The sequence below is a fragment of the Kitasatospora sp. NBC_00315 genome (assembly GCF_041435095.1).
Taxonomy (GTDB): Bacteria; Actinomycetota; Actinomycetes; order Streptomycetales; family Streptomycetaceae; genus Kitasatospora.
Genome location: NZ_CP108025.1, coordinates 6,063,355 through 6,086,137, shown reverse-complemented (window position 1 = coordinate 6,086,137; position 22,783 = coordinate 6,063,355). Strand labels below are relative to the sequence as shown.

General features: G+C 71.5%; 21 protein-coding genes and 2 riboswitches. Of the genes, 9 read left to right on the top strand and 12 right to left on the bottom strand.

Going from position 1 to position 22,783, the window contains the following annotated elements:
* Positions 1–14: 14 nt before the first annotated feature.
* The 4 genes from OG823_RS25360 to OG823_RS25345 all read right to left on the bottom strand — a co-directional run bounded on the left by OG823_RS25360 (position 15) and on the right by OG823_RS25345 (position 4,998).
* Complete coding sequence (locus OG823_RS25360; protein ID WP_371482107.1) at positions 15–1,124, bottom strand: NlpC/P60 family protein; 1,110 nt, start codon at positions 1,122–1,124, stop codon at positions 15–17.
* A gap of 10 nt (positions 1,125–1,134) precedes the next feature.
* Positions 1,135–1,307: riboswitch (cyclic di-AMP (ydaO/yuaA leader) on the bottom strand.
* A 411-nt stretch (positions 1,308–1,718) separates the two neighbouring features.
* Positions 1,719–2,747 (bottom strand): NlpC/P60 family protein, encoded by a 1,029-nt coding sequence (locus OG823_RS25355; RefSeq protein WP_371482106.1) that lies wholly within the window; start codon positions 2,745–2,747, stop codon positions 1,719–1,721.
* Between the two features lie 254 nt (positions 2,748–3,001).
* Complete coding sequence (locus tag OG823_RS25350; protein WP_371484648.1) at positions 3,002–4,330, bottom strand: NYN domain-containing protein; 1,329 nt, start codon at positions 4,328–4,330, stop codon at positions 3,002–3,004.
* Positions 4,331–4,734: 404 nt separating this feature from the next.
* Positions 4,735–4,998, bottom strand: a complete 264-nt coding sequence (locus OG823_RS25345; RefSeq protein ID WP_371482105.1) for a hypothetical protein — start codon at positions 4,996–4,998, stop codon at positions 4,735–4,737.
* Between the two features lie 230 nt (positions 4,999–5,228).
* Between OG823_RS25345 and OG823_RS25340 the strand changes: the two genes are divergently transcribed.
* Positions 5,229–6,005, top strand: a complete 777-nt coding sequence (locus OG823_RS25340) for a rhomboid family intramembrane serine protease (RefSeq protein ID WP_371482104.1) — start codon at positions 5,229–5,231, stop codon at positions 6,003–6,005.
* A 25-nt stretch (positions 6,006–6,030) separates the two neighbouring features.
* Positions 6,031–6,312 carry an Lrp/AsnC ligand binding domain-containing protein gene (locus OG823_RS25335; RefSeq protein ID WP_371482103.1) on the top strand — a complete coding sequence of 94 codons (282 nt, stop codon included), beginning with the start codon at positions 6,031–6,033 and terminating at the stop codon, positions 6,310–6,312.
* On the opposite strand, the gene OG823_RS25330 is transcribed toward OG823_RS25335, so the two are convergent.
* The 3 genes from OG823_RS25330 to OG823_RS25320 all read right to left on the bottom strand — a co-directional run bounded on the left by OG823_RS25330 (position 6,313) and on the right by OG823_RS25320 (position 9,635).
* Positions 6,313–7,680 (bottom strand): aminotransferase class V-fold PLP-dependent enzyme, encoded by a 1,368-nt coding sequence (locus OG823_RS25330; RefSeq protein ID WP_371482102.1) that lies wholly within the window; start codon positions 7,678–7,680, stop codon positions 6,313–6,315.
* 50 nt (positions 7,681–7,730) lie between these two features.
* A riboswitch (SAM riboswitch) is annotated at positions 7,731–7,848 on the bottom strand.
* 116 nt (positions 7,849–7,964) lie between these two features.
* On the bottom strand, positions 7,965–9,041 hold the full coding sequence (trpD, locus tag OG823_RS25325) for an anthranilate phosphoribosyltransferase (RefSeq protein WP_371482101.1): 1,077 nt from the start codon (positions 9,039–9,041) through the stop codon (positions 7,965–7,967).
* A gap of 168 nt (positions 9,042–9,209) precedes the next feature.
* Entirely contained in the window at positions 9,210–9,635 is a 426-nt protein-coding gene (locus OG823_RS25320) for a hypothetical protein (RefSeq protein ID WP_371482099.1), read from the bottom strand.
* Between the two features lie 463 nt (positions 9,636–10,098).
* Between OG823_RS25320 and OG823_RS25315 the strand changes: the two genes are divergently transcribed.
* From OG823_RS25315 to OG823_RS25295, 5 genes are all read left to right on the top strand, one after another.
* Positions 10,099–10,719 carry a heme-copper oxidase subunit III gene (locus OG823_RS25315; protein ID WP_371482098.1) on the top strand — a complete coding sequence of 207 codons (621 nt, stop codon included), beginning with the start codon at positions 10,099–10,101 and terminating at the stop codon, positions 10,717–10,719.
* A 187-nt stretch (positions 10,720–10,906) separates the two neighbouring features.
* Positions 10,907–11,713, top strand: a complete 807-nt coding sequence (locus tag OG823_RS25310; protein ID WP_371482096.1) for a c-type cytochrome — start codon at positions 10,907–10,909, stop codon at positions 11,711–11,713.
* Positions 11,714–11,721: 8 nt separating this feature from the next.
* Complete coding sequence (locus tag OG823_RS25305; RefSeq protein ID WP_371482095.1) at positions 11,722–12,777, top strand: Rieske 2Fe-2S domain-containing protein; 1,056 nt, start codon at positions 11,722–11,724, stop codon at positions 12,775–12,777.
* Positions 12,774–14,432 carry a cytochrome bc complex cytochrome b subunit gene (locus OG823_RS25300; RefSeq protein WP_371482094.1) on the top strand — a complete coding sequence of 553 codons (1,659 nt, stop codon included), beginning with the start codon at positions 12,774–12,776 and terminating at the stop codon, positions 14,430–14,432. The genes OG823_RS25305 and OG823_RS25300 overlap by 4 nt, the downstream gene beginning before the upstream one ends.
* Positions 14,433–14,551: 119 nt before the next feature.
* Entirely contained in the window at positions 14,552–14,920 is a 369-nt protein-coding gene (locus OG823_RS25295; RefSeq protein WP_371482092.1) for a GntR family transcriptional regulator, read from the top strand.
* Positions 14,921–14,941: 21 nt separating this feature from the next.
* Here OG823_RS25295 and OG823_RS25290 read toward each other — a convergent pair whose 3' ends face one another.
* From OG823_RS25290 to coxB, 4 genes are all read right to left on the bottom strand, one after another.
* Positions 14,942–16,153, bottom strand: coding sequence for an Ig-like domain-containing protein (locus tag OG823_RS25290; protein WP_371482090.1), 1,212 nt, complete (start codon positions 16,151–16,153; stop codon positions 14,942–14,944).
* 237 nt (positions 16,154–16,390) lie between these two features.
* Positions 16,391–16,807 carry a cytochrome c oxidase subunit 4 gene (locus OG823_RS25285; RefSeq protein WP_371482089.1) on the bottom strand — a complete coding sequence of 139 codons (417 nt, stop codon included), beginning with the start codon at positions 16,805–16,807 and terminating at the stop codon, positions 16,391–16,393.
* Positions 16,807–18,585, bottom strand: coding sequence for a cytochrome c oxidase subunit I (gene ctaD, locus OG823_RS25280; RefSeq protein WP_371482088.1), 1,779 nt, complete (start codon positions 18,583–18,585; stop codon positions 16,807–16,809). The genes OG823_RS25285 and ctaD overlap by 1 nt, the downstream gene beginning before the upstream one ends.
* Positions 18,582–19,439 (bottom strand): cytochrome c oxidase subunit II, encoded by an 858-nt coding sequence (gene coxB / locus OG823_RS25275; protein ID WP_371482086.1) that lies wholly within the window; start codon positions 19,437–19,439, stop codon positions 18,582–18,584. Before coxB ends, ctaD begins: the two co-directional genes overlap by 4 nt.
* Before the next feature lie 349 nt (positions 19,440–19,788).
* Between coxB and OG823_RS25270 the strand changes: the two genes are divergently transcribed.
* A complete protein-coding gene (locus OG823_RS25270; RefSeq protein ID WP_371482085.1) occupies positions 19,789–21,240 on the top strand; it encodes a cysteine desulfurase/sulfurtransferase TusA family protein in 1,452 nt (483 codons plus the stop codon).
* Positions 21,241–21,258: 18 nt separating this feature from the next.
* Here OG823_RS25270 and OG823_RS25265 read toward each other — a convergent pair whose 3' ends face one another.
* A complete protein-coding gene (locus OG823_RS25265; RefSeq protein WP_371482083.1) occupies positions 21,259–22,236 on the bottom strand; it encodes a carbohydrate kinase family protein in 978 nt (325 codons plus the stop codon).
* Between the two features lie 234 nt (positions 22,237–22,470).
* Here OG823_RS25265 and OG823_RS25260 point away from each other — a divergent pair, with 234 nt between their 5' ends.
* The gene (locus OG823_RS25260; RefSeq protein WP_371482082.1) at positions 22,471–22,689 is read left to right on the top strand and encodes a hypothetical protein; all 219 of its coding nucleotides are present in this window, start codon (positions 22,471–22,473) and stop codon (positions 22,687–22,689) included.
* The last annotated feature ends 94 nt before the right edge of the window (positions 22,690–22,783 follow it).

Here is a 22,783-nt window from a genome sequence, read left to right as displayed (position 1 = left end):
GCTTCGGCGGGAGGTCAGATGCGCACGATGGCCGCGATCGGCATCACCGTGGCGGACTCGTAGCGGACCACCGCGCCCGTGTGCGGGGCGTGGATGATCTGGCCGCCGCCCACGTAGAGGCCCACGTGGGTCATGCCGCTGTAGTAGATGATCAGGTCGCCGGGCTGCGCGTTGGCGATGTTGGTGCCGATCCGGGTGCCGGCCGAGGCCTGCGCCTGCGAGGTGCGCGGCAGCGTGACGCCCGCCTGGGCGTAGGCCCAGCCGGTCAGACCCGAGCAGTCGAAGGAGCTCGGGCCGGTGGCGCCGTAGACGTACGGCGAACCGAGCTTGCTCTCGGCGGCCGCGATGGCGGCGGCGGCACGGCCACTGGCCGGGACGGAGGAGGCCGGCGCGGAGCCGGTGGAGGCGCTGAGCGAGCTGCGGCCGCTGTCGCGCGAGGCGCGGTCGGTGTTGGCCTTGGCGGCGTCGGCCTGCGCCTTGGCGTCCGCGGCGGACTTGGCCTCGGCGGCGCGCAGGGCCTGGCGCTCCTGCTCGGTCAGCGTGTTGAGCAGTTCGGTGGCCTTGGCCAGCTTGCCCTGGACCTCGTCCTTGCTGGCCTTGAGCTGCTGGGTGGTGGAGTCCAGCTCGGCGAGCTTGCCCTGCGCCTCGGACTTGTCCTGGTCGAGCTTGCGCTGCTGAGCCTGGAGCTCCTTGAGCGCGCTGCTCTGCGAGTCGCCGACCTGGTTGAGCGAACCGGCCTGGGTCAGGAAGTTGTCCGGGCTGCTGGAGAGCATCAGCTGGACGGTGGGCGAGATGCCGCCGTTGCGGTACTGCTCCGCCGCGATCTCGGCCAGACCGCCCTGCAGGTCGGTGACCTGGGACTGCTGACGGGCCACCCTGTCCTGCAGGTCACCGACCTGCTTCTGCAGCTCCTGCTGCTTGGCCTGCGCACCGTTGAACTGCTCGGTGGCGACCTCGGCCTGCTCGTTGAGCTGGTCGACCTGCTCCTTGACCTGGTCCTTGGTCGGCGCGGGGTCGGCGTGGGCGCCGGACTGCGCGGAGAGGGCCACGGCGGCGGCGGCAGCAGCGGTCATGATCGACACGCGGGCACGGCCGGCAGGCTTGGGACGACGATGGGACGCCACGAAGGCGGACTCCTTCTTCCTACGTCCGCCTACCGGGTGAGCTGACGGGTTCGGGCTGGAAGACATGCCCTACGACGCCTCACCGGCCGCACGCGGCCGACCTGGCGCCGATTCACCCCGAGGAACATGGTTCCCCGGCTCCGTTCCACAGCACCCCCACAGGGGCTTCCCCGTGAGCAGTTGACTGCCCGGCTGTTTCGCGGACTCGGCGGTAACCCCCGCCGCCACCCGGACTGGGTGATCGACTGTGCGGTGGTTCGAGGCATGACCCTAGTAACGAAACCGTGATCCGTTCAAATCGTTGTAGGAAAAAAGTTGGAATGACGGCCGAGTTCGGTGGCACATATGACCATCCGTGACCGGAATCCCACGGAGGGCTGATTGTTTTTCATCAGCTGGTCACACGGAGCGCCGGCCGGGGGTGTTCCAGATCACAGAACGATTTCCCCGGGTTCGGGCGTGTTGGATGTGGCGAACGGTCAGCAAATGTCCGTTATGCGGGCGTTGTCCGCTCGCCGCGACCGAGGGCGGCCGGCCCGCAGGGGCCGAGCGGGAGAGGCCCGGGGCGCCCGGCACCGGGCGCCTCCCGGTGCGTCAGACCCGGCGGATGGTGTTGATCGGCATGGCGTCCGCCTTCATCACCTTCACCACGTCACCGGTGTGCGGTGCGTGCACGACCAGCCCGTTGCCGATGTACATCGCCACGTGGTGCCGGTCGCTGCCGTAGACGATCAGGTCGCCGGGCTGGGCGTCCGCGAGCGAGGGGACCCGGGCGCCGACGTTGCCCTGCTCCTGGGAGGTACGCGGCAGCGAGACCCCGGCCTGGCCGTAGGCCCACACCATCAGGCCCGAGCAGTCGAAGGTGCTGGGGCCGGTGGCGCCCCAGACGTACGGCGACCCCTGCTTGCTCATCGCCTTGGCGACCGCGACACCGGCGTAGCCGGCGGCCTGCGGGAGCGCGGAGAGGTCGACCCGGACGGAGTCGCGCGAGGCGCGGCCGTCCCCCTGGGTGATCGAGGCCCGGTCGGAGGCGCTGAGCTGGCTCAGCAGCGCGTTCGCCTCCTGGAGCTTCTTGTTGACGTCCGCCTTGGCCTGGTTCAGGTCCTTGGTGGTCTCGTCCAGCGAGGCGAGGACGGCGGCGGCCTCGATCTTCTGCTGGTCCAGGCGGCGCTGCTGGTCCTGGAGGCCCTTGAGCGCGTCCGCCTGGCTGGAGGTGGCCTGCTGGACGCTGGCCGCCTGCTCCAGGTAGCCGGAGGGGTCGGAGGTGAGCATCAGCTGGACGGAGGGGTCGATGCCCCCGGTGCGGTACTGCTCGCCGGCCACCTCGGCCAGACCGGCCTGAAGGTGGGTCATCTGGTCCTGGCCACGCGCGACCTGGTCCTGCAGCTGGTCCGCCTGCTTGCGCAGCTGGTCGGCCCGCTCCTTGGCGCCGTTGTACCGCTCCGCCGCCTGCTCCTGCTCCGTGTTGAGCTGGTCGACCTGCGCCTTGACGTCCTCTTTCTTGGGCGCCGGCGCGGCGTGGGCACTCATCTGGGCGGAGAGGGCGACCGCGGTCGCCGCCGCAGCGGTGAGCACGGAGACCCGTGCGCGGCTCGGCTGCTTAGGACGGCGGTGGGAGGCCAAAAGACCCGCTCCTTCTTTCTGCGGACTCACCCGAACGAGTGAGTATCCGGAAATAGGTTTGACGCCAGACCCTAGTGAAGATCAGAGCTTTCCGCCACTCCCACGGGACCATGAACCTGGAGCTCCGGCGGGGATTTCACGTGACCCACACACCCGCGTCACCAAGCCGCTGACCAGCTGTCACTCCGGGCGCCCCCGCCCGCCCCCGCCGGGCCCGCGCACCGGCCCCGCGACGGTCCGAGGGGCCGGACGTCTCAGGACCGCGCCAGCCGGTTGAGCAGCAGAATCGACGCCACCGGCCGGGCCCCCGCGTCGCGCACCCCGTCGGCCACCTCGCGGTCGGTGGAGACCACCACCACCGGACGCCCCTGCGGCTCCGCCCGCACCAGGCGGCGGATCAGCTCGTCCGCGGTCTCCCCGGTACGGCTGAACCGCACCCGGACCCCGCGCGGCGGCGCCAGGATCACCGGGACGTCCAGGTCCTGGCCGTCGAAGACACAGGTGACCTCCGCCTGGGTGCGCTGCGCCAGCATCGCCAGGCCGCCGAGCAGCCGGATCCGCTGCTGCTCCAGCGGCAGGGTCGGATAGCCGGTCTTGGTCACGTTGTAGCCGTCCACCAGCAGATGTACCTGCGGGATCGCCAGCAACTGGTCCAGCAGCGCCGGATCGTCCTCCGCCAGCGCCCGCCGGGCCACGTCGTGCGGCGAGGCCGAGGCCGGCTGCACCGCCTCGACCAGGTCGGCCGGATGGATCTGGGCGACCGGCAGCGCCAGCTCCCGCTGCAGCCCCTGGGCCGACTGGAGCACGGTGTCCAGCAGCAGCCGCAGCCGCATGTCCTCCACGCTGCGGCCCTCGCGCGCGGAGCGGCGGCCCTGCTCCACCGCGGTCTCCAGCTCCGAGATCCGGTGCCGCAGCCGGCGCGCCTCGCTCTCGGCGGCGCTGCGCTCCGCGGCGGCGGCGGCCCGGACCGCCTCCAGCTCGGCGGCCAGCTTCCGCGCCTCGGCCTGGGCCCTTCGGGTGTCGCTCTCCAGCGAGCGCGCCTTCTTGCGCAGCGACTCGGCCTCCCTGCGCACGCCCTCCGACTCGGCCCGGCGGCGGTCCAGGTCGGCCCGCGCGGCGGCCCGCGCCTCGGCCAGCTCCGCCTGGAGCTTCTCGTTCAGCCGGGTGGCCTCGGCGACCGCGCCCTCGGCGCCGGCCCGTTCGGCCTGCTCGCCGGCCTGCGCGACCAGCCGCGACCAACCGGGCGGGCGCAGCAGGTAGGCGGCGGTGGCGACGTCCATCGGGTCGGCCGCGCCCGGTACGCTGCCCGCCTCCAGCGCGGAGACCAGGTCGGGCTGGCCCAGGCGCAACCGGTCCGCTATCCGCACCCGGAAGGCAGGCTCCGCCTCCAGGGCCGCGGCCAGCGCGGTGGCGGCGTACTTGGCCCGGCGGGCCGGGGTGAACTTGGCGTACTGACGCAGCGACAGCGGCAGCTCGCCGACGGGCAGGCCGCCCAGCGCGTCGGCGGCGATTCCGACCACCCGGCGGCGGACGCCCTCGGGCAGCGGACGGTCGAGCTGCTCGGGTGCACGGCCCTCGGGCACCGGCCCGGCGGCGTCCGGCCCGCCCGGCTCGTCACCGGTGGCACGGCCGCCCGGCTCGTGGCCGTCCCGCTCGTGGCCGTCCCGCTCGGCAGCGGTGCCCGCGGCAGCGTGGCCGGTGCCCGTCGTGGCATCGCCGCGGGCGCCGGCCGGGGCGGCCCCGTCCGCGTCCGGGGGGCTCGTGTCCACAGCGGGCGGCTGCCCCTGCGACTCGGCGGGCTCCCTCGCTGCGTCCACCACGTCCTCGGCTCCGATCCTCTCGCGCGGGGTGCTCACGGCCGGCTGCCGCTGCCCCGAAACTCACCGCTCTCTGCAATTGTCCCGTCTACCGTGCCCCACACCGCGCCGCGCCACACTCCCCCGGGCCCGGCGGCGCCCCGGCCGGGCGCCGCCGGCCAGGCCGCGGGTCAGGCCTGCGCGCCGCCGGCCTCGGCGCTCTCGGCACCCGGCCGGTCCACCAGTTCGATCTGGTCCACCGCGTTGCACCAGCGGCAGCGCACCGACTCGACCGTCTCGGCCAGCACCTCGGTCTCCTCGACCTTGGACTCGCCCGCCAGATCGAAGTGCAGGTACTCGACGACCCTCGCGGAACGGGTGACGTCGAAGCGGGTCAGGTTGCCGCACAGCGTGCAGCGCCAGCGGGTCTCTGCGGTCAGGGCGGGGACGGTCATCGGGGGGTCCTCTCGGCTGTTCCCTGTCTGGGCGGGAGGCGCTCCCCCCGGTGTCCCGGCGTCGACGGCGGGAGGCGGGGAATGCCCGCCCCAAGCCTATTGCCTGGGTCCCGCGCACCGGCCACCGGTCCTGATCTCTCTCCGTGGAGCACCGGTGGCGCTCCGCCGCCGTCACCCGCACGCAGTACGCCGCGGTGTCGCCGGGGCCGGGCCGAGGAATGCTCCGGGGCATGGCGATCCCGGTCCTGGACCACACCGGCGCGCAGGACGGCGGCCCCGCCGTGCCCGTGCCCGCCGTCACCTATGCCCTGATCGCCCTCAACGTGCTGGTCTTCCTGCTGGGCCCGGCCGCCGGGCTGAACCCGCTGTACGGCACCGGCCCGGCCCGGGTCTGCGCCGAACAGCGGTACGAGCAGCGCTGGGGGGCGATTCCGGCCGAACTGCTCGACCACCGGCCGCTGACCGCCGACCGGATCGAGCAGCCGCAGGGCGGGGCCGGCTGCCCGCCCGCTCCCACCCCCGGCAAGACGCCGGCCCTCTCCGTGCTCAGCTCCCTGTTCGTGCACGCCGGCTGGCTGCACCTGCTGGGGAACATGCTGTTCCTGTACGTCTTCGGCGCCGGGGTGGAGGAACGGCTGGGACGCTCCCGCTTCCTCCTCTTCTATCTGGTGGCCGGCGCCGTCGCCACGTACGGGTACGCGCTCGCCGAGTCGCACTCGGCGGACTCGACCCGGGTGCTGATCGGCGCCTCGGGAGCGATCGCGGCCGTCCTCGGCGGGTACCTGCGGCTGTACCCCCGGGCCCGGGTCACCACGCTCGTCCCGGTCCTGCTCTTCCTGCCGCTGCGCTTCCCGGCCTGGCTGGTGCTGGGCCTGTGGTTCGCACTGCAGTGGTGGTCGGTGCGCTCGGGCGGCACCGGGGTGGCGTACCTCGTGCACGTCATCGGCTTCACGGTGGGCTTCGCCTTCACCTGGGCCGCCCACCACCGCCCCCGGCGGCTAGGCTGACGACACCCCACGAAGGAGCATCAGCGTGATCACCGCCATCGTCCTGATCAAGACCAGCGTCGACCGCATCCCCGAGATCGCCGAGGCGATCGCGGCCATCGAGGGCGTCAGCGAGGTCTACTCGGTGACCGGTGGCTACGACCTGGTGGCGATGGTCCGGGTGCGTCGGCACGACGACCTCGCCGACGTGATCCCCGGCCGGCTCAACAAGGTGCCGGGTGTGGCGCACACCGAGACCCAGATCGCCTTCCGCACGTACTCCCAGCACGACCTGGAGGCCGCCTTCGACCTGGGGCTGGACGAGTAGTCAGCCGTCCCGGCGGGTGTCCACGACGCACCGGCCGCCCTCGCTGCGGTAGCTCCAGGCGGCGCCGTCCGTGACCAGCTCGCGGACGGCGGTCAGGAAGCGCTCCAGGTGCTCGTCCGGGGTGCCGGCCCCGAAGCTGACCCGGATCGCGTTCAGGCTGCGCTCGCCGGGCAGGGACGGCTCGGGCGCACCGCACTCGGACGGCTCCGTGTCCTCGCCGCCCAGCAGGGTGCGCACCAGCGGGTGGGCGCAGAACAGGCCGTCGCGCACGCCGATGCCGTACTCGGCGGAGAGCGCGGCGGAGAAGTGCGAGCTGTTCCAGCCCTGCACCACGAAGGAGAGCACGCCCACCCGCGCGGAGTCGGCGCCGAACAGGCTGAGCACCTTGACCTCGGGGATCTCGGCCAGCCCGGCCGTGAGCCGGCCGATCAGCTGCTGCTCGCGGGCCTCCAGGGCGTCGAAGCCCGCCTCGGTCAGCGCCCGGCAGGCCGAGGCGACGGCGTAGGCGCCGATGACGTTCGGGGAGCCGGCCTCGTGCCGGGCCGGGCCGGAGTTCCACTCGACGGCGACCGAGCCGTCCGCCTCACGGGCGACCGTCCGGGTGGCGCCACCGCCGGCCAGGTAGGGCTCGGCCGCGTCCAGCCAGTCGCTGCGCCCGGCCAGCACGCCGGCGCCGAACGGGGCGTAGAGCTTGTGACCGGAGAAGGCGACCCAGTCCACGTCGAGCTCACGGACCGAGACCCGGTGGTGCGGCGCGAGCTGGGCGGCGTCCAGGACGATCCGGGCGCCGTGCCGGTGGGCGGTGGCGGCGAGCTCGGCGACCGGCCACAGCTCGCCGGTCACGTTGGAGGCGCCGGTGACGCAGAACAGCTTCGGGCCCTCGCCCGCGCCGGCCAGCGCCTCGTCCAGCGCGGCGACGGCCTCGGCGTGCGAGCGGGGGGCGCGCAGGTAGTCGACCGTCAGGCCCTCACGGCGCCACGGCAGCAGCGAGGCGTGGTGCTCGGTCTCGAAGACGAAGATCCGGGTGCCGGCCGGCAGTGCGCCCGCCAGCAGGTTCAGCGAGTCGGTGGTGGCGCGGGTGAAGACCACCTGGTCGTCCTCGCGCAGGTCGAGGAACTCCTCGACGGTGCGGCGGCTCTGCTCGAACAGGTCGGTGGAGAGCTGCGAGAGGTAGCCGGCGCCGCGGTGCACGCTGCCGTAGTACGGGGCGTACGCGGCGACGTCGTCCCAGACCCGCTGGAGCGCCGGCGAGCTGGCGGCGTAGTCGAGGGCGGCGTAACCGACCTTCTCGCCGCTGGCGAGCGGGACCTGGACGTCGTGGCCGAGGACGGCGAGCGGGGCGCAGATTTCGGTGGAGATCACGGACATCGGAATGCACTCCTCTGAGGTCTGGACCCCGGGAGTGCAGAAATGCCGGTGGTCCGCGCTTGCCGCGCGGACGGATCGCCGCGAAGCCCGGTCCTCACCCAGGGCACCCCGCCACGGACGGAGGGTTGCCGGACAGCAAGCTGGGGCTTGTCGCTGCCACTCATGACCTGGCCCAGACTCTACGGAGGAGCCACCCGGTGGTCAAACAGGTGTCCGCCATCCGGACCGCACGGCTCCGCCGGAGCCCGGGGCGGATCGCGGACCACCCCGGGCCTTGAGGGAGTTCAGGAGCGGGCGGTGGCCTCGGTCCACTGCTTCAGCAGCGCCTGCGCCGCGCCGGAGTCGATGGCGGCGGCGGCCCGCTCGATGCCCGCGGCGAGCTGACCGGCCAGCGGCGCGTCGGTCAGGTCCAGGGCCGCCAGCGCGGTCGCGGTGTTCAGCAGGACGGCGTCGCGCACCGGCCCCCGCTCGCCGGCCAGCAGCCGGCGCGCCACCCCGGCGTTGTGCTCGGGGTCCCCGCCGCGCAGCGACTCGATGCCGGCCAGCTCGATGCCGACCTCGCGCGGGTCGAAGGTGCTCTCGGTGACGGTGCCGTCCTTGACCGTCCAGATCCGGGACGTGGTGGAGATGGTGAGCTCGTCCAGGCCGTCGTCGCCGCGGAAGACCAGGGCGGTGGCGCCGCGCCGGGCCAGCACTCCGGCGATCAGCCCGGCCAGCCGGGTGTCGAAGCAGCCGATGGCGTGCGAGGTGACCTTGGCGGGGTTGGTCAGCGGGCCGAGGATGTTGAAGGCGGTCGGTACGCCGAGATCCCGGCGGGCCAGCGCGGTGTGCCGCATCGCCGGGTGGAACTTGGCCGCGAAGCAGAAGGTCAGGCCCACCTCCTCGGCCACCTCCGCGACCCGCTGCGCACCGAGGTCCAGTCTGATGCCCAGCTTCTCCAGCACCTCCGAGGACCCGCTCGCCGAGGAGGCGGCCCGGTTGCCGTGCTTGACCACCTTCGCGCCCGCGGCCGCCGCGACGATCGCCGACATGGTGGAGATGTTGACGGTCTTGGCGCGGTCGCCGCCGGTGCCGACGATGTCCACCGCCGGGCCGGGGATGTGCAGCGGCTCGGCGTGCGCGTACATCGCGTCCACCATGCCGGAGATCTCCTCCACGGTCTCGCCCTTGGCCCGCAGGGCCACCGCGAAGCCGGCCACCTGGGCGGGGCTCGCCTCGCCGCTCATGATGCAGTCCATCGCCCAGGCGGTGTCGGCCTGGGTGAGGTCCTCGCCCCTCAACAGCGCGGACAGGAGATCCGGCCAGGCGCGGACCACCTGCACGGGGTCGTTGCCGCCGTTCGCAGGGTGCACGTTCACCATGGCTGACTCCAGCTCTCGTGGGTGTCACCGGAGGAGCTCCGGAACCTTGAGGTCAGCCTATCGAGCGCCGCCTCGCGGCCGCCCCCGCCCGTTCCCCTCTTCTCTCCTGTTGAGACGGCGGGAGAGAGAAGGGGAGCGGACGGGGGCGGCCGGGCGGCGGCGCCGGCGTCAGCGGGTGGCCGGGGCCCGGCCCGCGGTACGGCTGCGGAGCAGGGTGGCCGCGGCCTCGGCGAGCGCCACCGGGTCCACCGGCCGGGAGATCGCGGCGTCCGCCCGGCTCCAGGCGGCGAGCCAGGAGTCCTGCGGCCGGCCGATCAGCACCAGGACGGGCGGGCAGCCGTAGATCTCGTCCTTGAGCTGGCGGCCCAGGCCCAGACCGCCGACCGGCACGGCCTCGCCGTCCAGGACGCAGAGGTCCACCCCGCCCTTCTCCAGCGCGCGCAGCACGGCGGGCGTGGTCGCGCACTCCAGGTAGTCGAGCTCGGGGAGATCCGCGGCGGGGCGCCGGCCGAGGGCCGTCCGCACCTGCTCGCGGGTGTTGCGGTCATCGCTGTAGACGAGGACGGTGAGCGTCTCGTCGGTCGTGTGCGCCATGGGGCCCTGCTCCCTCAGATGTGATCCGGACCACGTCCACCTGTTCCGGATGCTACTCCCGATCACCCGCCCCCGAGCCCCTCCGGCGTGATCCCGCCGAACTGCGTCCGGCGGGCGGGCGGACCGGGCCCCGCTCGCGCTCCCCGCCGCGCTGTGCTCCGGGGCGGCCCGCCCGCCCCTCACCCGTTCGGGGGGCGCGGCGTCACCCTCCCGATCACAGTCCACCCGTACGGCGGACCCGCTAGCCGCCGCGAGGGCCGACGGGCTCCGCGACACGCAGGGCAAAGGAGTGCTCGAAGCTCCCGGGCGCCCGGATGCCGCACCGAACAACCGTCAGAAAACGGACATAGCCTCGCCGACCGACCGCTTCGGGGCGCCGTCGGCCCCCGGGGGGGCATACCGCACGCACCGGACACTCCGAGGGACACCCCCCGGCGTGAAGACGGAATAAGGGACCGACATAATGTCCGTCGTGGCGACAGCAACAGCAGTAGAAACCGGGCACGCGCACGGATCGGTCAACCGGCCGAACATGGTCAGCGTCGGAACGATCGTCTGGCTGAGTTCCGAGTTGATGTTCTTCGCGGCGCTCTTCGCGATGTACTTCACTCTCCGCTCCGTCAAGGGGCCGGAGTTCTGGAGCGAGAAGGCGCACGCGCTCAACGTGCCCTTCTCCTCCGTCAACACCACGATCCTGGTGCTCTCCTCGCTGACCTGCCAGCTCGGCGTCTTCGCCGCCGAGCGCGGGGACGTGAAGAAGCTCCGCTCGTGGTTCACCATCACCTTCGTGATGGGCGCGATCTTCATCGGCGGGCAGATCTTCGAGTACACCGAGCTGGTCAAGAAGGACGGCCTGTCGCTGTCCTCCGACCCGTACGGCACGGTGTTCTACCTGACCACCGGCTTCCACGGTATGCACGTGACGGGTGGTCTGATCGCCTTCCTGCTGGTCCTGGGACGGACGTACGCAGCCAAGCGCTTCACGCACGAGCAGGCCACGGCCGCGATCGTCGTGTCGTACTACTGGCACTTCGTCGACGTCGTGTGGATCGGCCTGTTCGCGACCATCTACCTGATCAAGTAACCAGCTGATCAGGTCGCTGGCTGCCGGCCGCGAGGGGCGCCCTCACCGAAGACGACCCTGCTGCCGGTGAACGACGCTCCCACCGACCGACCGCGCGCGCAGCCCTAGCAGGCCGCCTGCCGTACCGGCCAGACCGGCCGCCGGGCGCACCCACCAGTCGACCAGATCCTGACACCGGGGTTATTCCGTGAAAAAGCTCTCCGCACGACGGCGCCACCCACTGGCGGCGCTGGTCGTTCTACTTCTCGCCCTGGCGGCCACCGGGGGGCTGTACGCCGCGTTCGCGCCCGCCGAGAAGGCCCAGGCCGACACCTCCGCGCAGTCGCTCGCGATCGATGAGGGCAAGAAGCTCTTCGCCGTCGGCTGCTCCTCCTGCCACGGCCTCAACGGCCAGGGCAGCAGTGACGGCCCGAGCCTGGTCGGCGTCGGCTCCGCCGCGGTCGACTTCCAGGTCGGCACCGGCCGGATGCCCGCGCAGCAGCCCGGCGCCCAGGTGCCGAAGAAGAAGGTCATCTACACCCAGCCCGAGATCGACCAGCTCGCGGCCTTCGTGGCATCGCTCGGCCCCGGCCCGGTGACGCCCACGGAGGAGCAGTACAAGTCGACCAACCCGGACGACGTGGCCGCGGGCGGCGAGCTGTTCCGCACCAACTGCTCCCAGTGCCACAACTTCGCCGGCAAGGGCGGTGCCCTCACCCAGGGCAAGTACGCCCCCTCGCTGGAGGGCGTGGACGCCAAGCACATCTACGAGGCCATGCAGACCGGCCCGCAGAACATGCCGGCGTTCCCCGACACCACCATGCCCGAGGAGCAGAAGCGCCAGATCGTGGCCTTCGTCCGCCACACCAACGAGGAGCCCAGCCCCGGCGGCCTCGCGCTCGGCAGCCTCGGTCCGGTGACCGAGGGCCTGTTCGGTTGGATCTTCGGTCTCGGCGCACTCATCGCGATCGCGATCTGGGTCGCCGCCCACACCACCAAGGCCAAGAAGTCATGAGCCACGACATGTCAGCTGAGAAGCTTCCGGAGTCCCACGGCTCCGAAGGGCACGAGGTAGCCGGACACGGCGACCCCTTCGCCGACCCGGGCCTGCCGGCCCACGCGCCGCGCCGTACCGACATCGACGAGCGGGCCGCCAAGCGCGCCGAGCGCCAGGTCTCCCTGATGTTCGTCGTGTCGATGCTCGCCACCGTGGGCTTCATCGCCTCCTACGTGGCGATCGACCCCGACAAGATCGTCTACATCTTCCCGCTGGGGCACGTCAGCGCGCTCAACTTCGCGCTCGGCCTGACCCTCGGGGTCGCGCTGTTCTGCATCGGCGCGGGCGCGGTCCACTGGGCCCGCACCCTGATGTCCGACCACGAGCTCCCCGCCGAGCGCCACGCGATCGAGGCCGACGACGACGTCCGCGCGGACGTCATCGAGCAGTTCACGACCGGTGCCGCGGAGTCCGGCTTCGGCCGTCGCAAGATGATCCGCAACACCCTGATCGGCTCGATGGCGCTCGTCCCGCTGTCGGGTGTCGTCCTGCTGCGCGACCTGGGGCCGCTGCCCGAGGACAAGCTGGACCACACCGGCTGGCGGGTGGCCACCGAGGCCAAGCCGCTGCCGCTGATCAACATGAACACCAACAAGCCGATGAAGGCCGAGGACATCGCGGTCGGCTCGCTCACCTTCGCCAAGCCCGAGGGCCTGGAGGAGGACGACGAGGACTTCCAGCAGCAGATCGCCAAGGACGCGCTGATGCTCGTCCGGATCGCGCCGGAGGACATCAAGGACAACGACTCCCGCGAGCTCGGCTTCGAGGGCATCCTGGCCTACTCCAAGATCTGCACCCACGTCGGCTGCCCGATCAGCCTGTACGAGCAGCAGACGCACCACGCACTGTGCCCCTGCCACCAGTCGACCTTCGACCTGGCCGACGGCGCCCGCGTGATCTTCGGCCCGGCCGGCCACCCGCTGCCGCAGCTGAAGATCACCACCAACCAAGAGGGCTTCCTGGTCGCCACCGGCGACTTCGCGGAGCCCGTCGGCCCGAGCTTCTGGGAGCGCTCCGCATGAGTTCCGCGAGCAGCGCCAGCAGTGGCGCGTCCAAGCCGGCCAGCACGCGTGCCAAGCCCGCCAACAAGGCGGAGTCGGCGGCGGACTGGGTGGACGGCCGGCTGGGGATCTACTCCCTGGCCAAGGCCAACCTGCGCAAGATCTTCCCGGACCACTGGTCCTTCATGCTCGGTGAGATCTGCCTCTACACCTTCGTGATCATCATCCTGACGGGCGTCTACCTGACGCTCTTCTTCAAGCCGAGCATGGGCGAGGTCGTCTACCACGGCTCCTACGCCCCGCTCAACGGCATCCGGATGTCGGAGGCGTACGCCTCCACGATGAACATCAGCTTCGAGGTCCGCGGCGGCCTGCTGATCCGGCAGATCCACCACTGGGCCGCCCTGGTCTTCGTGGCCGCGATGCTCGTGCACATGATGCGCGTGTTCTTCACGGGCGCGTTCCGCAAGCCGCGTGAGATCAACTGGGTCTTCGGCTTCCTGCTGCTGGTCCTGGGCATGTTCGACGGGTTCTTCGGCTACTCGCTGCCCGACGACCTGCTCTCCGGCACCGGTATCCGGTTCATGGAGGGCGCGATCCTGGCCGTCCCGCTGGTCGGCACGTACATCCAGATGTTCCTGTTCGGCGGGCAGTTCCCCGGCACCGACATCGTGCCGCGGTTCTTCACCATCCACGTGCTGCTCATCCCGGGCATCATGCTGGGCCTGCTGGTCGCGCACCTGATCCTGGTCTTCTACCACAAGCACACCCAGTGGGCCGGGCCCGGCAAGACCGAGCAGAACGTCGTCGGCATGCCGCTGATGCCGGTCTACATGGCGAAGGCCGGCGGCTTCTTCTTCCTCGTGTTCGGCATCATCTCCGCGATGTCGGCGATCGCCACGATCAACCCGATCTGGGCGTACGGCCCCTACCGTCCCGACCAGGTGTCCACGGACGCCCAGCCGGACTGGTACATGGGCTTCTCCGAGGGCCTGATCCGCATCATGCCGGGCTGGGAGATCCGCGCCTGGGGCCACACCCTGAACATGGGTGTGATGGTCCCGCTGGCGATCTTCCCGATGGTGCTCGCCGCCATCGCGGTCTACCCGTTCATCGAGGGCTGGATCACCGGCGACAAGCGCGAGCACCACATCCTGGACCGGCCGCGCAACGCCCCGGTCCGTACCGGCCTGGGCGCGGCCTGGATCAGCCTGTACCTGGTGCTGCTGGTCGGTGGTGGCAACGACCTGTTCGCGACCCACCTGCACCTGTCGATCAACGACATCACGTACTTCGTGCGGGTCGGCTTCTTCGTGGTCCCGATCATCACCTTCTTCATCACCAAGCGCTGGTGCCTCGGCCTCCAGCGCCGCGACAAGGACAAGGTGCTGCACGGCCGCGAGACCGGCGTCATCAAGCGCCTGCCGCACGGCGAGTTCGTCGAGGTGCACGCCCAGCTCCCGCCCGCCAAGCTGCACACCCTCACCGCCCACGAGCAGGTGCAGCCGGTGGAGCTGCCGGCCGAGGTGGACGAGAACGGCGTGGCCGCCAAGGTCGGCGTGGTCACCAAGACCCGCGCGAAGCTCTCCGAGAGCTTCTACGGCGAAGGCAGCCAGATCGCCAAGCCCACGGCCGAGGAGCACCACGAGATCACCAGCGGCCACGGCCACCACTGATCCCGTACTCCACACGAGAGGGCCCCTGCCCGGCATCCGCCGGACGGGGGCCCTCTCTCCCGTTTCCGCCCCGGCCGCCCCGCACGGCGCCCGGCACCGACCACTCGTCAGGAGTACCCGTGCACCTGTCCGTCGACCACGACGCCGCCACTCCCCCGTACGAGCAGATCCGCACCCAGATCGCCGACCGGGCCCGCAGCGGCGACCTGCCCACCGGGTTGAAGCTGCCCACCGTCCGGGCCCTGGCCGAGCAGCTGGGGCTGGCCGCCAACACGGTGGCCCGGGCCTACCGGGAGCTGGAGGCGGACGGCGTCGTGGAGACGCACGGCCGGCGCGGCACCCTGATCGCCGCCACCGGCGACACCGCACACCGCCTGACGGCCGCCGCCGCCACCGAGTACGCCGAGCGGGCCCGGCGCCTCGGTGTCACCCGGGCGGACGCCCTGGCCGCCGTGCAGACGGCCCTGGGGCTCGCGTACGGGGCCTGACCTGCGCCCCGGGTCAGACGGCTAGAGCTGCGGCAGGGCCACCGACGCGACCTGGCCCTGGCCGCTCCGGGCGGCGGTGCTGACGGGCTGTCCGGTGGCGCTGTGCTTGAGCCAGTCGTCCCAGGAGACGTTCCAGTCGCCGAAGCCGTTGCCGAACGGCTCCATGCCGGCGCCCAGGCTGTTCACGACCCGGACGATGTCACCGACCCGGGTCTGGTCGTAGAACCACTTGGCGTTCTCGGTGCTCATGCCCGTGCAGCCGTGGCTGACGTTGTCGACCCCCTGCGAGGCCACCGACCAGGGAGCGGCGTGCACGTACTCGCCGCTCCAGGTCACCCGGGTGGCCCACTCGACCTGGAGGTCGTAGGACTCCTGGCTGCCCGCGGCTATGCCGATCGTCTCGCCGCTCATCCGCACCACGCGCTCCTGTCCCAGCACCACCTTGGTGCCGTTGCGGGTGGAGAAGCCGGGCTTGCCGGTGGTCACCGGGATGGTCCGCACCGGTACCCCGTTGCGGCTGAGCGTGAGCTCGTGGGTGGCCGCGTCCACCAGGCTCTCCACCCGGTCGCCGGTGCGCAGGGCGAGTGTGGCGGGCGCGCCGCCGTAGAGGCCGTCCGAGATCCGGCTGCCCTCGCCGTCGAAGGCGAGCGAGACCTTCGCGTCGGCCGGCCAGTAGTCCTTCGGCCGGAAGTGCAGGTTGCTGTCGTCCACCCAGTACCAGGCGCCGACCACGGCGGGCTGGGAGGTGACCGCCAGGGACCGCTCGACCTCCTGGCGGGCCGCCGGGTCCTTGACCGGCTCGGAGAGCTGGACGGTGAGCGGCTGGCCGACGCCGTAGACGCCGCTGCCGGAGGAGTCCGGGCCGAGCTTGGCGGTCAGCAGGCGCTGCGCGGCGACGGTGCTGAACGAGGAGCTGGTCTCGCCCCGGCCGCCCTTGCCGTCGTCCGCGGCGACCCGCACCGCGTAGCTGGTGGCCGCCTTCAGGTGCCCGGTGCTCTGCCAGCTGCGCTGGTCGTCCGCGAGCTTTCCGGCCACCAGCCGCCCGTCCGGGCCGGCGACGGTGACGTCGGTGAGCCGGCTGCCGGGCTCGGCCGTGACGGTGAAGGGCTTGGACGGGTCCACCTGGCCGGTGGCCGAGATGTGCACCAGGGCCGCCGCGTCCACCGCCCGGGCCGGCTCCACCGTGGCCTGGTCCCCGCCGCCGCCCGAGGAGCAGGCGGCCAAGGGGGTCATGCACGCGAGTGCGAGGGAGATGCTGCCTATACCTGAGATTCCGCGCCTGCCGGTCATGCCCGCCTCCGAGGGGTCGCACGATTGATCAGATCGTAGGAACACCCGTGCGGATGGCGACATCCGAAAGGCCCGCGACTGCGCCGGCGGAGTGACGTCGCACCCGCCCGGACGCAGCGGGGCCGGGCCCCCCTTGCGGGAGACCCGGCCCTGTGCGGTGCCCGGTGAGGGGCGGCGGGACTACTGGTTCTGGTCCTCGCCCCGGTAGAACTCGAACACCCAGCCGTACAGGCCGATCAGGATGATCGGGATCGACCAGTAGAGCAGCCACCAGCCGAAGATCACGCCGAGGAAGGCGAGCGCGCCACCGATCCCCAGCGAGAGCGGCTGCCAGCTGTGCGGGGCGAAGAAGCCCTGCTCGCCGGCGTCGTCCGCCACCTCGGCCTCGGGGTTGTCACCCGCGCCACTGTCCACCCGGCGGGCGGTGAAGGCGAGGTAGTACCCGATGAACGCGCAGAGACCGAAGGCCAGGAACAGCGCGGTGGTACCGGCCGCCTCCGTGCCGTGGTCGCTGTGCGAGGTCCAGAGGCCGTAGGTGATGGCCATCGCGAGGATGAAGACCGCGAAGCCGAGGAAGATCTTGCCCTGTTCCCTCATCAGGCGTCGCCCTCCTTCTTGCCCTTGGTGAGCTGCGGGTTGTCGTACTTCGCCGGGGTCACACCGGCGAAGTGCTTGGCGGGCTCACCGTGAGCCTCCAGGTAGTCCAGCGCGGCGATCTCCGGGTGGTGCAGGTCGAACGCCGGGGATTCCGAGCGGATACGCGGCAGCGTGAGGAAGTTGTGCCGCGGCGGCGGGCAGGAGGTCGCCCACTCCAGCGAGCGGCCGTAGCCCCACGGGTCGTCGACCTCCACCTTCTCGCCGTACTTGGCGGTCTTCCAGACGTTGTAGAGGAACGGCAGGATCGACAGGCCGAGCAGGAAGGAGCCGATGGTGGAGACGGTGTTCAGGGTGGTGAAGCCGTCCGAGGCCAGGTAGTCGGCGTAGCGGCGGGGCATGCCCTCGGCGCCGAGCCAGTGCTGGACCAGGAAGGTGGCGTGGAAGCCGATGAACAGCGTCCAGAAGGTGATCTTGCCAAGGCGCTCGTCGAGCATCTTGCCGGTCATCTTCGGCCACCAGAAGTGGAAGCCGGCGAACATCGCGAAGACGACGGTGCCGAAGACCACGTAGTGGAAGTGGGCGACGACGAAGTACGAGTCCGAGACGTGGAAGTCGATCGGCGGGGAGGCGAGCAGCACGCCCGTCAGACCACCGAAGAGGAAGGTCACCAGGAAGCCGACCGTCCAGAGCATCGGCGTCTCGAAGCTCAGGGAGCCCTTCCACATGGTGCCGACCCAGTTGAAGAACTTCACCCCGGTCGGGACCGCGATCAGGAAGGTCATGAAGGAGAAGAACGGCAGCAGCACCTGGCCGGTGACGTACATGTGGTGCGCCCACACCGTCACGGACAGGCCGGCGATCGCGATGGTGGCCGCGATCAGGCCGGAGTAGCCGAACATCGGCTTGCGGCTGAAGACCGGGATGATCTCCGACACGATGCCGAAGAACGGCAGCGCGATGATGTACACCTCGGGGTGGCCGAAGAACCAGAAGAGGTGCTGCCAGAGCAGGGCCCCGCCGTTCGCCGGATCGAAGACGTGTGCCCCGAATTTCCGATCCGCCTCCAGCGCGAACAGCGCGGCGGCGAGCACGGGGAAGGCCAGCAGGACCAGCACGGCGGTCAGCAGGACGTTCCAGACGAAGATCGACATCCGGAACATCGTCATGCCGGGCGCGCGCATGCAGATGATGGTGGTGATGAAGTTGACCGCGCCGAGGATCGTGCCGAAGCCGGAGAAGGCCAGGCCCATGATCCACATGTCGGCGCCGACGCCCGGCGAGCGGACGGCGTCGGAGAGCGGCGAGTAGGCGAACCAGCCGAAGTCGGCGGCGCCCTGCGGGGTGACGAAGCCGGCCACCGCGATGGTCGAGCCGAACAGGTAGAGCCAGTAGGCGAACATGTTCAGCCGGGGGAACGCCACGTCAGGCGCGCCGATCTGCAGCGGCATGATCCAGTTCGCGAAGCCCGCGAAGAGCGGCGTCGCGAACATCAGCAGCATGATCGTGCCGTGCATCGTGAACGCCTGGTTGAACTGCTCGTTCGACAGGATCTGGGTCCCGGGACGAGCCAGCTCGGCGCGCATGACCAGGGCGAGGATGCCACCGATCAGGAAGAAGGCGAAGGACGTCCCCAGGTAGAGGGTGCCGATCGTCTTGTGGTCGGTGGTGGTCAGCCACTTGATGATGGTGGAACCCGGCTTGCGGGTGCGCTGGCCCCCGCCGACCGTGACGGCCCCGGCGCCCCCGCCGGCCGCGGCGGGCTCGTTGAGGATGGTCACTTGTTTTCACTTCCCGTGGTCCTGAAGATGCCGGAAGGCAACGCGCCGGTCTGGCCCTTGGCCCGGAGGTCCGCCAGGTGCTTGTCGTACTCCGCGCGGTCGACGACCTTCACGTTGAAGAGCATCCGCGAGTGGTCCTCGCCGCAGAGCTCGGCGCACTTGCCCCGGTAGGTGCCCTTGACGGTCGGGGTGACCTCGAACCTGTTGACCACGCCCGGCACGACGTCCATCTTCATCAAGAAGTTGACGGGCCAGAAGTCGTGGATGACGTCCCGCGAGGTGAGGACGAACTTCACCGACTCGTTGACCGGGAGCCAGAGCGTGGGCTCCTGCTCCGGCGTGCCCACGTCGTACGCGGCCGTGGTGCTGGTCGGGTCCGGGGTCTCGGTGTTCTCGTAGTTGAACGCCCAGCTCCACTGGAAGCCGACCACGTTGACCGTGTGGTCCGGCTTCGCGCTGACCGAGGTCAGCCTCGTCTCGTCGCGGGCGACGAAGTAGAAGAGCACCGAGACGATGACGATGGGGACCGCGGTGTAAAGCGCCTCGATGGGCACGTTGTACCGGGTCTGCGGAGGGATCTGGATACCGGTGCGGCTGCGCCGGTGGAAGATCACGCTCCAGATGATCAGACCCCACATCAGTGCGCCCACTGCCAGCGCCGCGATCCAGGAGCCCTGCCACATGTGAAGGACCAGGGGCCCTTCCTGCGTGACGGGGCTCGGGAGGCCAAGCCTGGGGAGGTCGTTGGCCGAGCAGCCGGTAGCGGTCGCGATGACGAGGCCCAGTGCCAGCGCCTGAGGCAGCTTCCGCCGCATCGTGCGCCGCGGCGAGCGGTCGGAGCCGTTGGGACTCACGTAGCGCCTTCCCGAAGTCTCGCCCGCCTTCGCGTCGCTCCGGGGAGGAGGTGACCCTCCCCGGCGACCCGTCCACGGGCACGGTTTGAATGCTTATGCGGGCCAAACCCTACTCCAGCCTTATGCGCTGCTGACGGGCAGGTCCCGGTAACGCGCCGCCCGGTCGCCCGATCAGGCCCCGCAGGGGTGGATTCCCAGGTCACGGCAGGCTTTCGAGGACCGTACGCCCGATCGGGGGACGGCTCGGCACCACCCGGGTGACGACCCGTCGAGTACGGACGAAACGGACAAAGAGGATGATCGACTGACGGGTGGTGAGACCGTGGAGCGCGGTCGGCTCTGTAGTTGAATGGCAACCGTGTATTTCGACGTCGCCTCGACCGCCCCGCTCCACCCCGTCGCCCGGCAGGCACTGACCGCCGCACTGGACGAGGGCTGGGCCGACCCGGCCCGGCTCTACCGCTCCGGCCGGCAGGCACGGATGCTGCTGGACGCGGCGCGCGAGAGCGTCGCCGAGGTGCTGGGCGCCCGCCCGGACGAGGTCTCCTTCACCGCCAGCGGCACCCAGGCCCTGCACCTGGGGGTGCTCGGCGCGCTGGCGGGCAACCGCCGCCGGGGCGCGCACCTGGTCCACTCCGCGGTCGAGCACTCCGCCGTGCTGCACGCCGCCGAGCGGCACGAGGCAGCCGGGGGCGAGGTCACCGTCGTGCCGGTGGACCGGCTCGGCCGGGCGGCTCCCGAGGGGTTCGCCGCCGCGCTGCGCCCGGACACCGCGCTGGCCGTACTGCAGTCCGCCAACCACGAGGTCGGTACCGTCCAGCCGGTCACGGAGACGGCGGCCCGCTGCGGCGAGATCCCGCTCCTGGTGGACGCCGCGCAGAGCACCGGGCGGGCGGCCGTCCCGGCCGGCTGGTCACTGCTGACCGCCAGCGCGCACAAGTGGGGCGGCCCGGCCGGGGTCGGGGTGCTCGCCGTGCGCAAGGGCGTCCGCTACGCCTCGCCGCTGCCCGCCGACGAGCGCGAACGGGGCCGGGTGCCCGGGTACGTCAACGTGCCGGCCGTGGTGGCCGCCGCCGCCTCGCTGCGCGCCGTCCGGGCCGACGCCGAGCGGGAGAACGCCCGCCTGCACGGGCTGGTGGAGCGGATCAGGGCCAGGGTGCCGCAGCTGGTGCCCGAGGTCGAGGTGGTCGGCGACCCCGTCCACCGGCTGCCGCACCTGGTCACCTTCTCCTGCCTGTACGTGGACGGCGAGGTGCTGCTGACCGAGCTGGACCGGGCCGGCTTCGCCGTCTCCTCCGGCTCCTCCTGCACCTCCTCGACCCTGACCCCGAGCCATGTGCTGGCCGCGATGGGCGTGCTGACCGAGGGCAACGTCCGGGTGTCGCTGCCGTACGGGACGGCCGAGGCGGACGTCGAGCGCTTCCTCGCCGTGCTGCCGGGGATCGTGGCCGGCGTCCGGGCGCCGCTCGGGCTGGACCTGCCGGCGCCTGCGGCGGCCGGGTCGGACGGGAAGACCGGGTCGGACGGGGAGGCCGGGGCGGACCGGCCGGGGACGGGCGGGCCGGCCGTGGTGCTCGACGCGCTGGGCAAGCGGTGTCCGCTGCCGGTGATCGAGCTGGCCCGGCGGATCGGTGAGGTCCCCCCGGGCGGCACCGTGGTGGTGCTGGCCGACGACGAGGCGGCCGTGCTCGACATCCCGGCCTGGTGCGCCATGCGCGGGCAGGAGTACCTCGGCACGGCTCCGGCCGCCGACTACGGCGGCGACCGGGGCCGTGCCCATCTGGTGCGCAGGACCTCGTGAGCGGCCGGCCGCCCGGGACTACTTGATCAGGTGGGCCCGGATGTCGGCGGCCGCGCCCGCTCCGTACGCGTCCTCGAAGCGCTGCAGGAAGGCGGTGGGGCGCAGCTCGTACTCCTGGGTGCCGACCGTCTCGATGACCAGGGTCGCCATCATGCAGCCGAGCTGGGCCGAGCGCTCCAGCCCGAGCTCCCAGGACAGGCCCGCCAGGAAGCCGGCCCGGAAGGCGTCGCCGACGCCGGTCGGGTCGGTCTTGCGCTCCTCGGGCGCGCAGCCGACGGTGATGGTCTCCTCGCCCTTGCGGTCGATCCGGACGCCCTTGCTGCCCAGGGTGGTGATCCGGGTGCCGACCCGGGTGAGGATCTCCTCCGAGCCCCAGCCGGTCTTGCTCTCGATGAGCGCGGCCTCGTACTCGTTGGTGAACAGGTAGGCGGCGCCGTCGACGATCTCGCGGATGTCGTCGCCCTCCAGGCGGGCCAGCTGCTGGGAGGGGTCGGCGGCGAAGGCGTAGCCCCTGGTCCGGCACTCCTGGGTGTGGCGGACCATCGCCTGCGGGTCGTCGGCGCCGATCAGGACCAGTTCCAGGCCGCCGGTCCGGTCCGCGACCGGCTTCAGCTCGATGCTGCGGGCCTCGGCCATCGCACCGGTGTAGAAGGAGGCGATCTGGTTGTGGTCCTCGTCCGTGGTGCACATGAACCGGGCGGTGTGCCGGGTCTGCGAGATGTGCACCGACTGACAGTCGACGTTGTTGCGCTCCAGCCAGCTCCGGTACTCGTCGAAGTCCGCGCCGGCCGCGCCGACCAGGATCGGGCGCAGGCCGAGGACGCCCATGCCGAACGCGATGTTCGGGGCGACGCCCCCACGCCGGATGTCGAGGGTGTCGACCAGGAAGGACAGCGAAACCGTGTGCAGTTGCTCCGCGACCAGCTGGTCGGCGAAGCGGCCGGGGAAGGTCATCAGATGGTCGGTGGCGATCGAGCCGGCGACGGCGATACGCACGGGGTCTCCTCTGGGTGACGGCATGATGGGAAGACGGCGGACGAACCTCCTCACGGTACCCGGCGCGGACGGCCCGGCTGCAAGACCGCCGGGTTTGGCTCGAACAGGTACTACCTTCGGGTAGCTCTGGCCGCCTTCCGGAGCGCACCCTAGGGTCACGGGCAGGGGCCCGTGTGCGGCCCCGTCCACGTCCGCGGCAACGTCGCCGCGGCATGCTGATCGGAGCGATGGCCGATGAACCCCACCCAGCACTCCCCGCGCGTCTCCCCCGCCCTGCGGCCGGACGCCGACCCGGACACCCTTGACGCGCTGGTGAGTTCGTCCCGGTACCTCGGCCGGTTCTGGCCCCCGATGGCGGTCGGGGTGGAGCCCGCGACGCCGGCCGGATCGGGCTTCGCGGTGTCCTCCGGGGCCCAGCAGCTGGTCGCCGCGATGACCGAGTACGGGGCCTAGCCGTAGTGACCACCAGCGTCCGGCGCGGTGCCGCCGGGCACTCCCGGCGGCACCGGATGGAACCGGACTCCTCCGGAGCACGTCAAACCGGCGC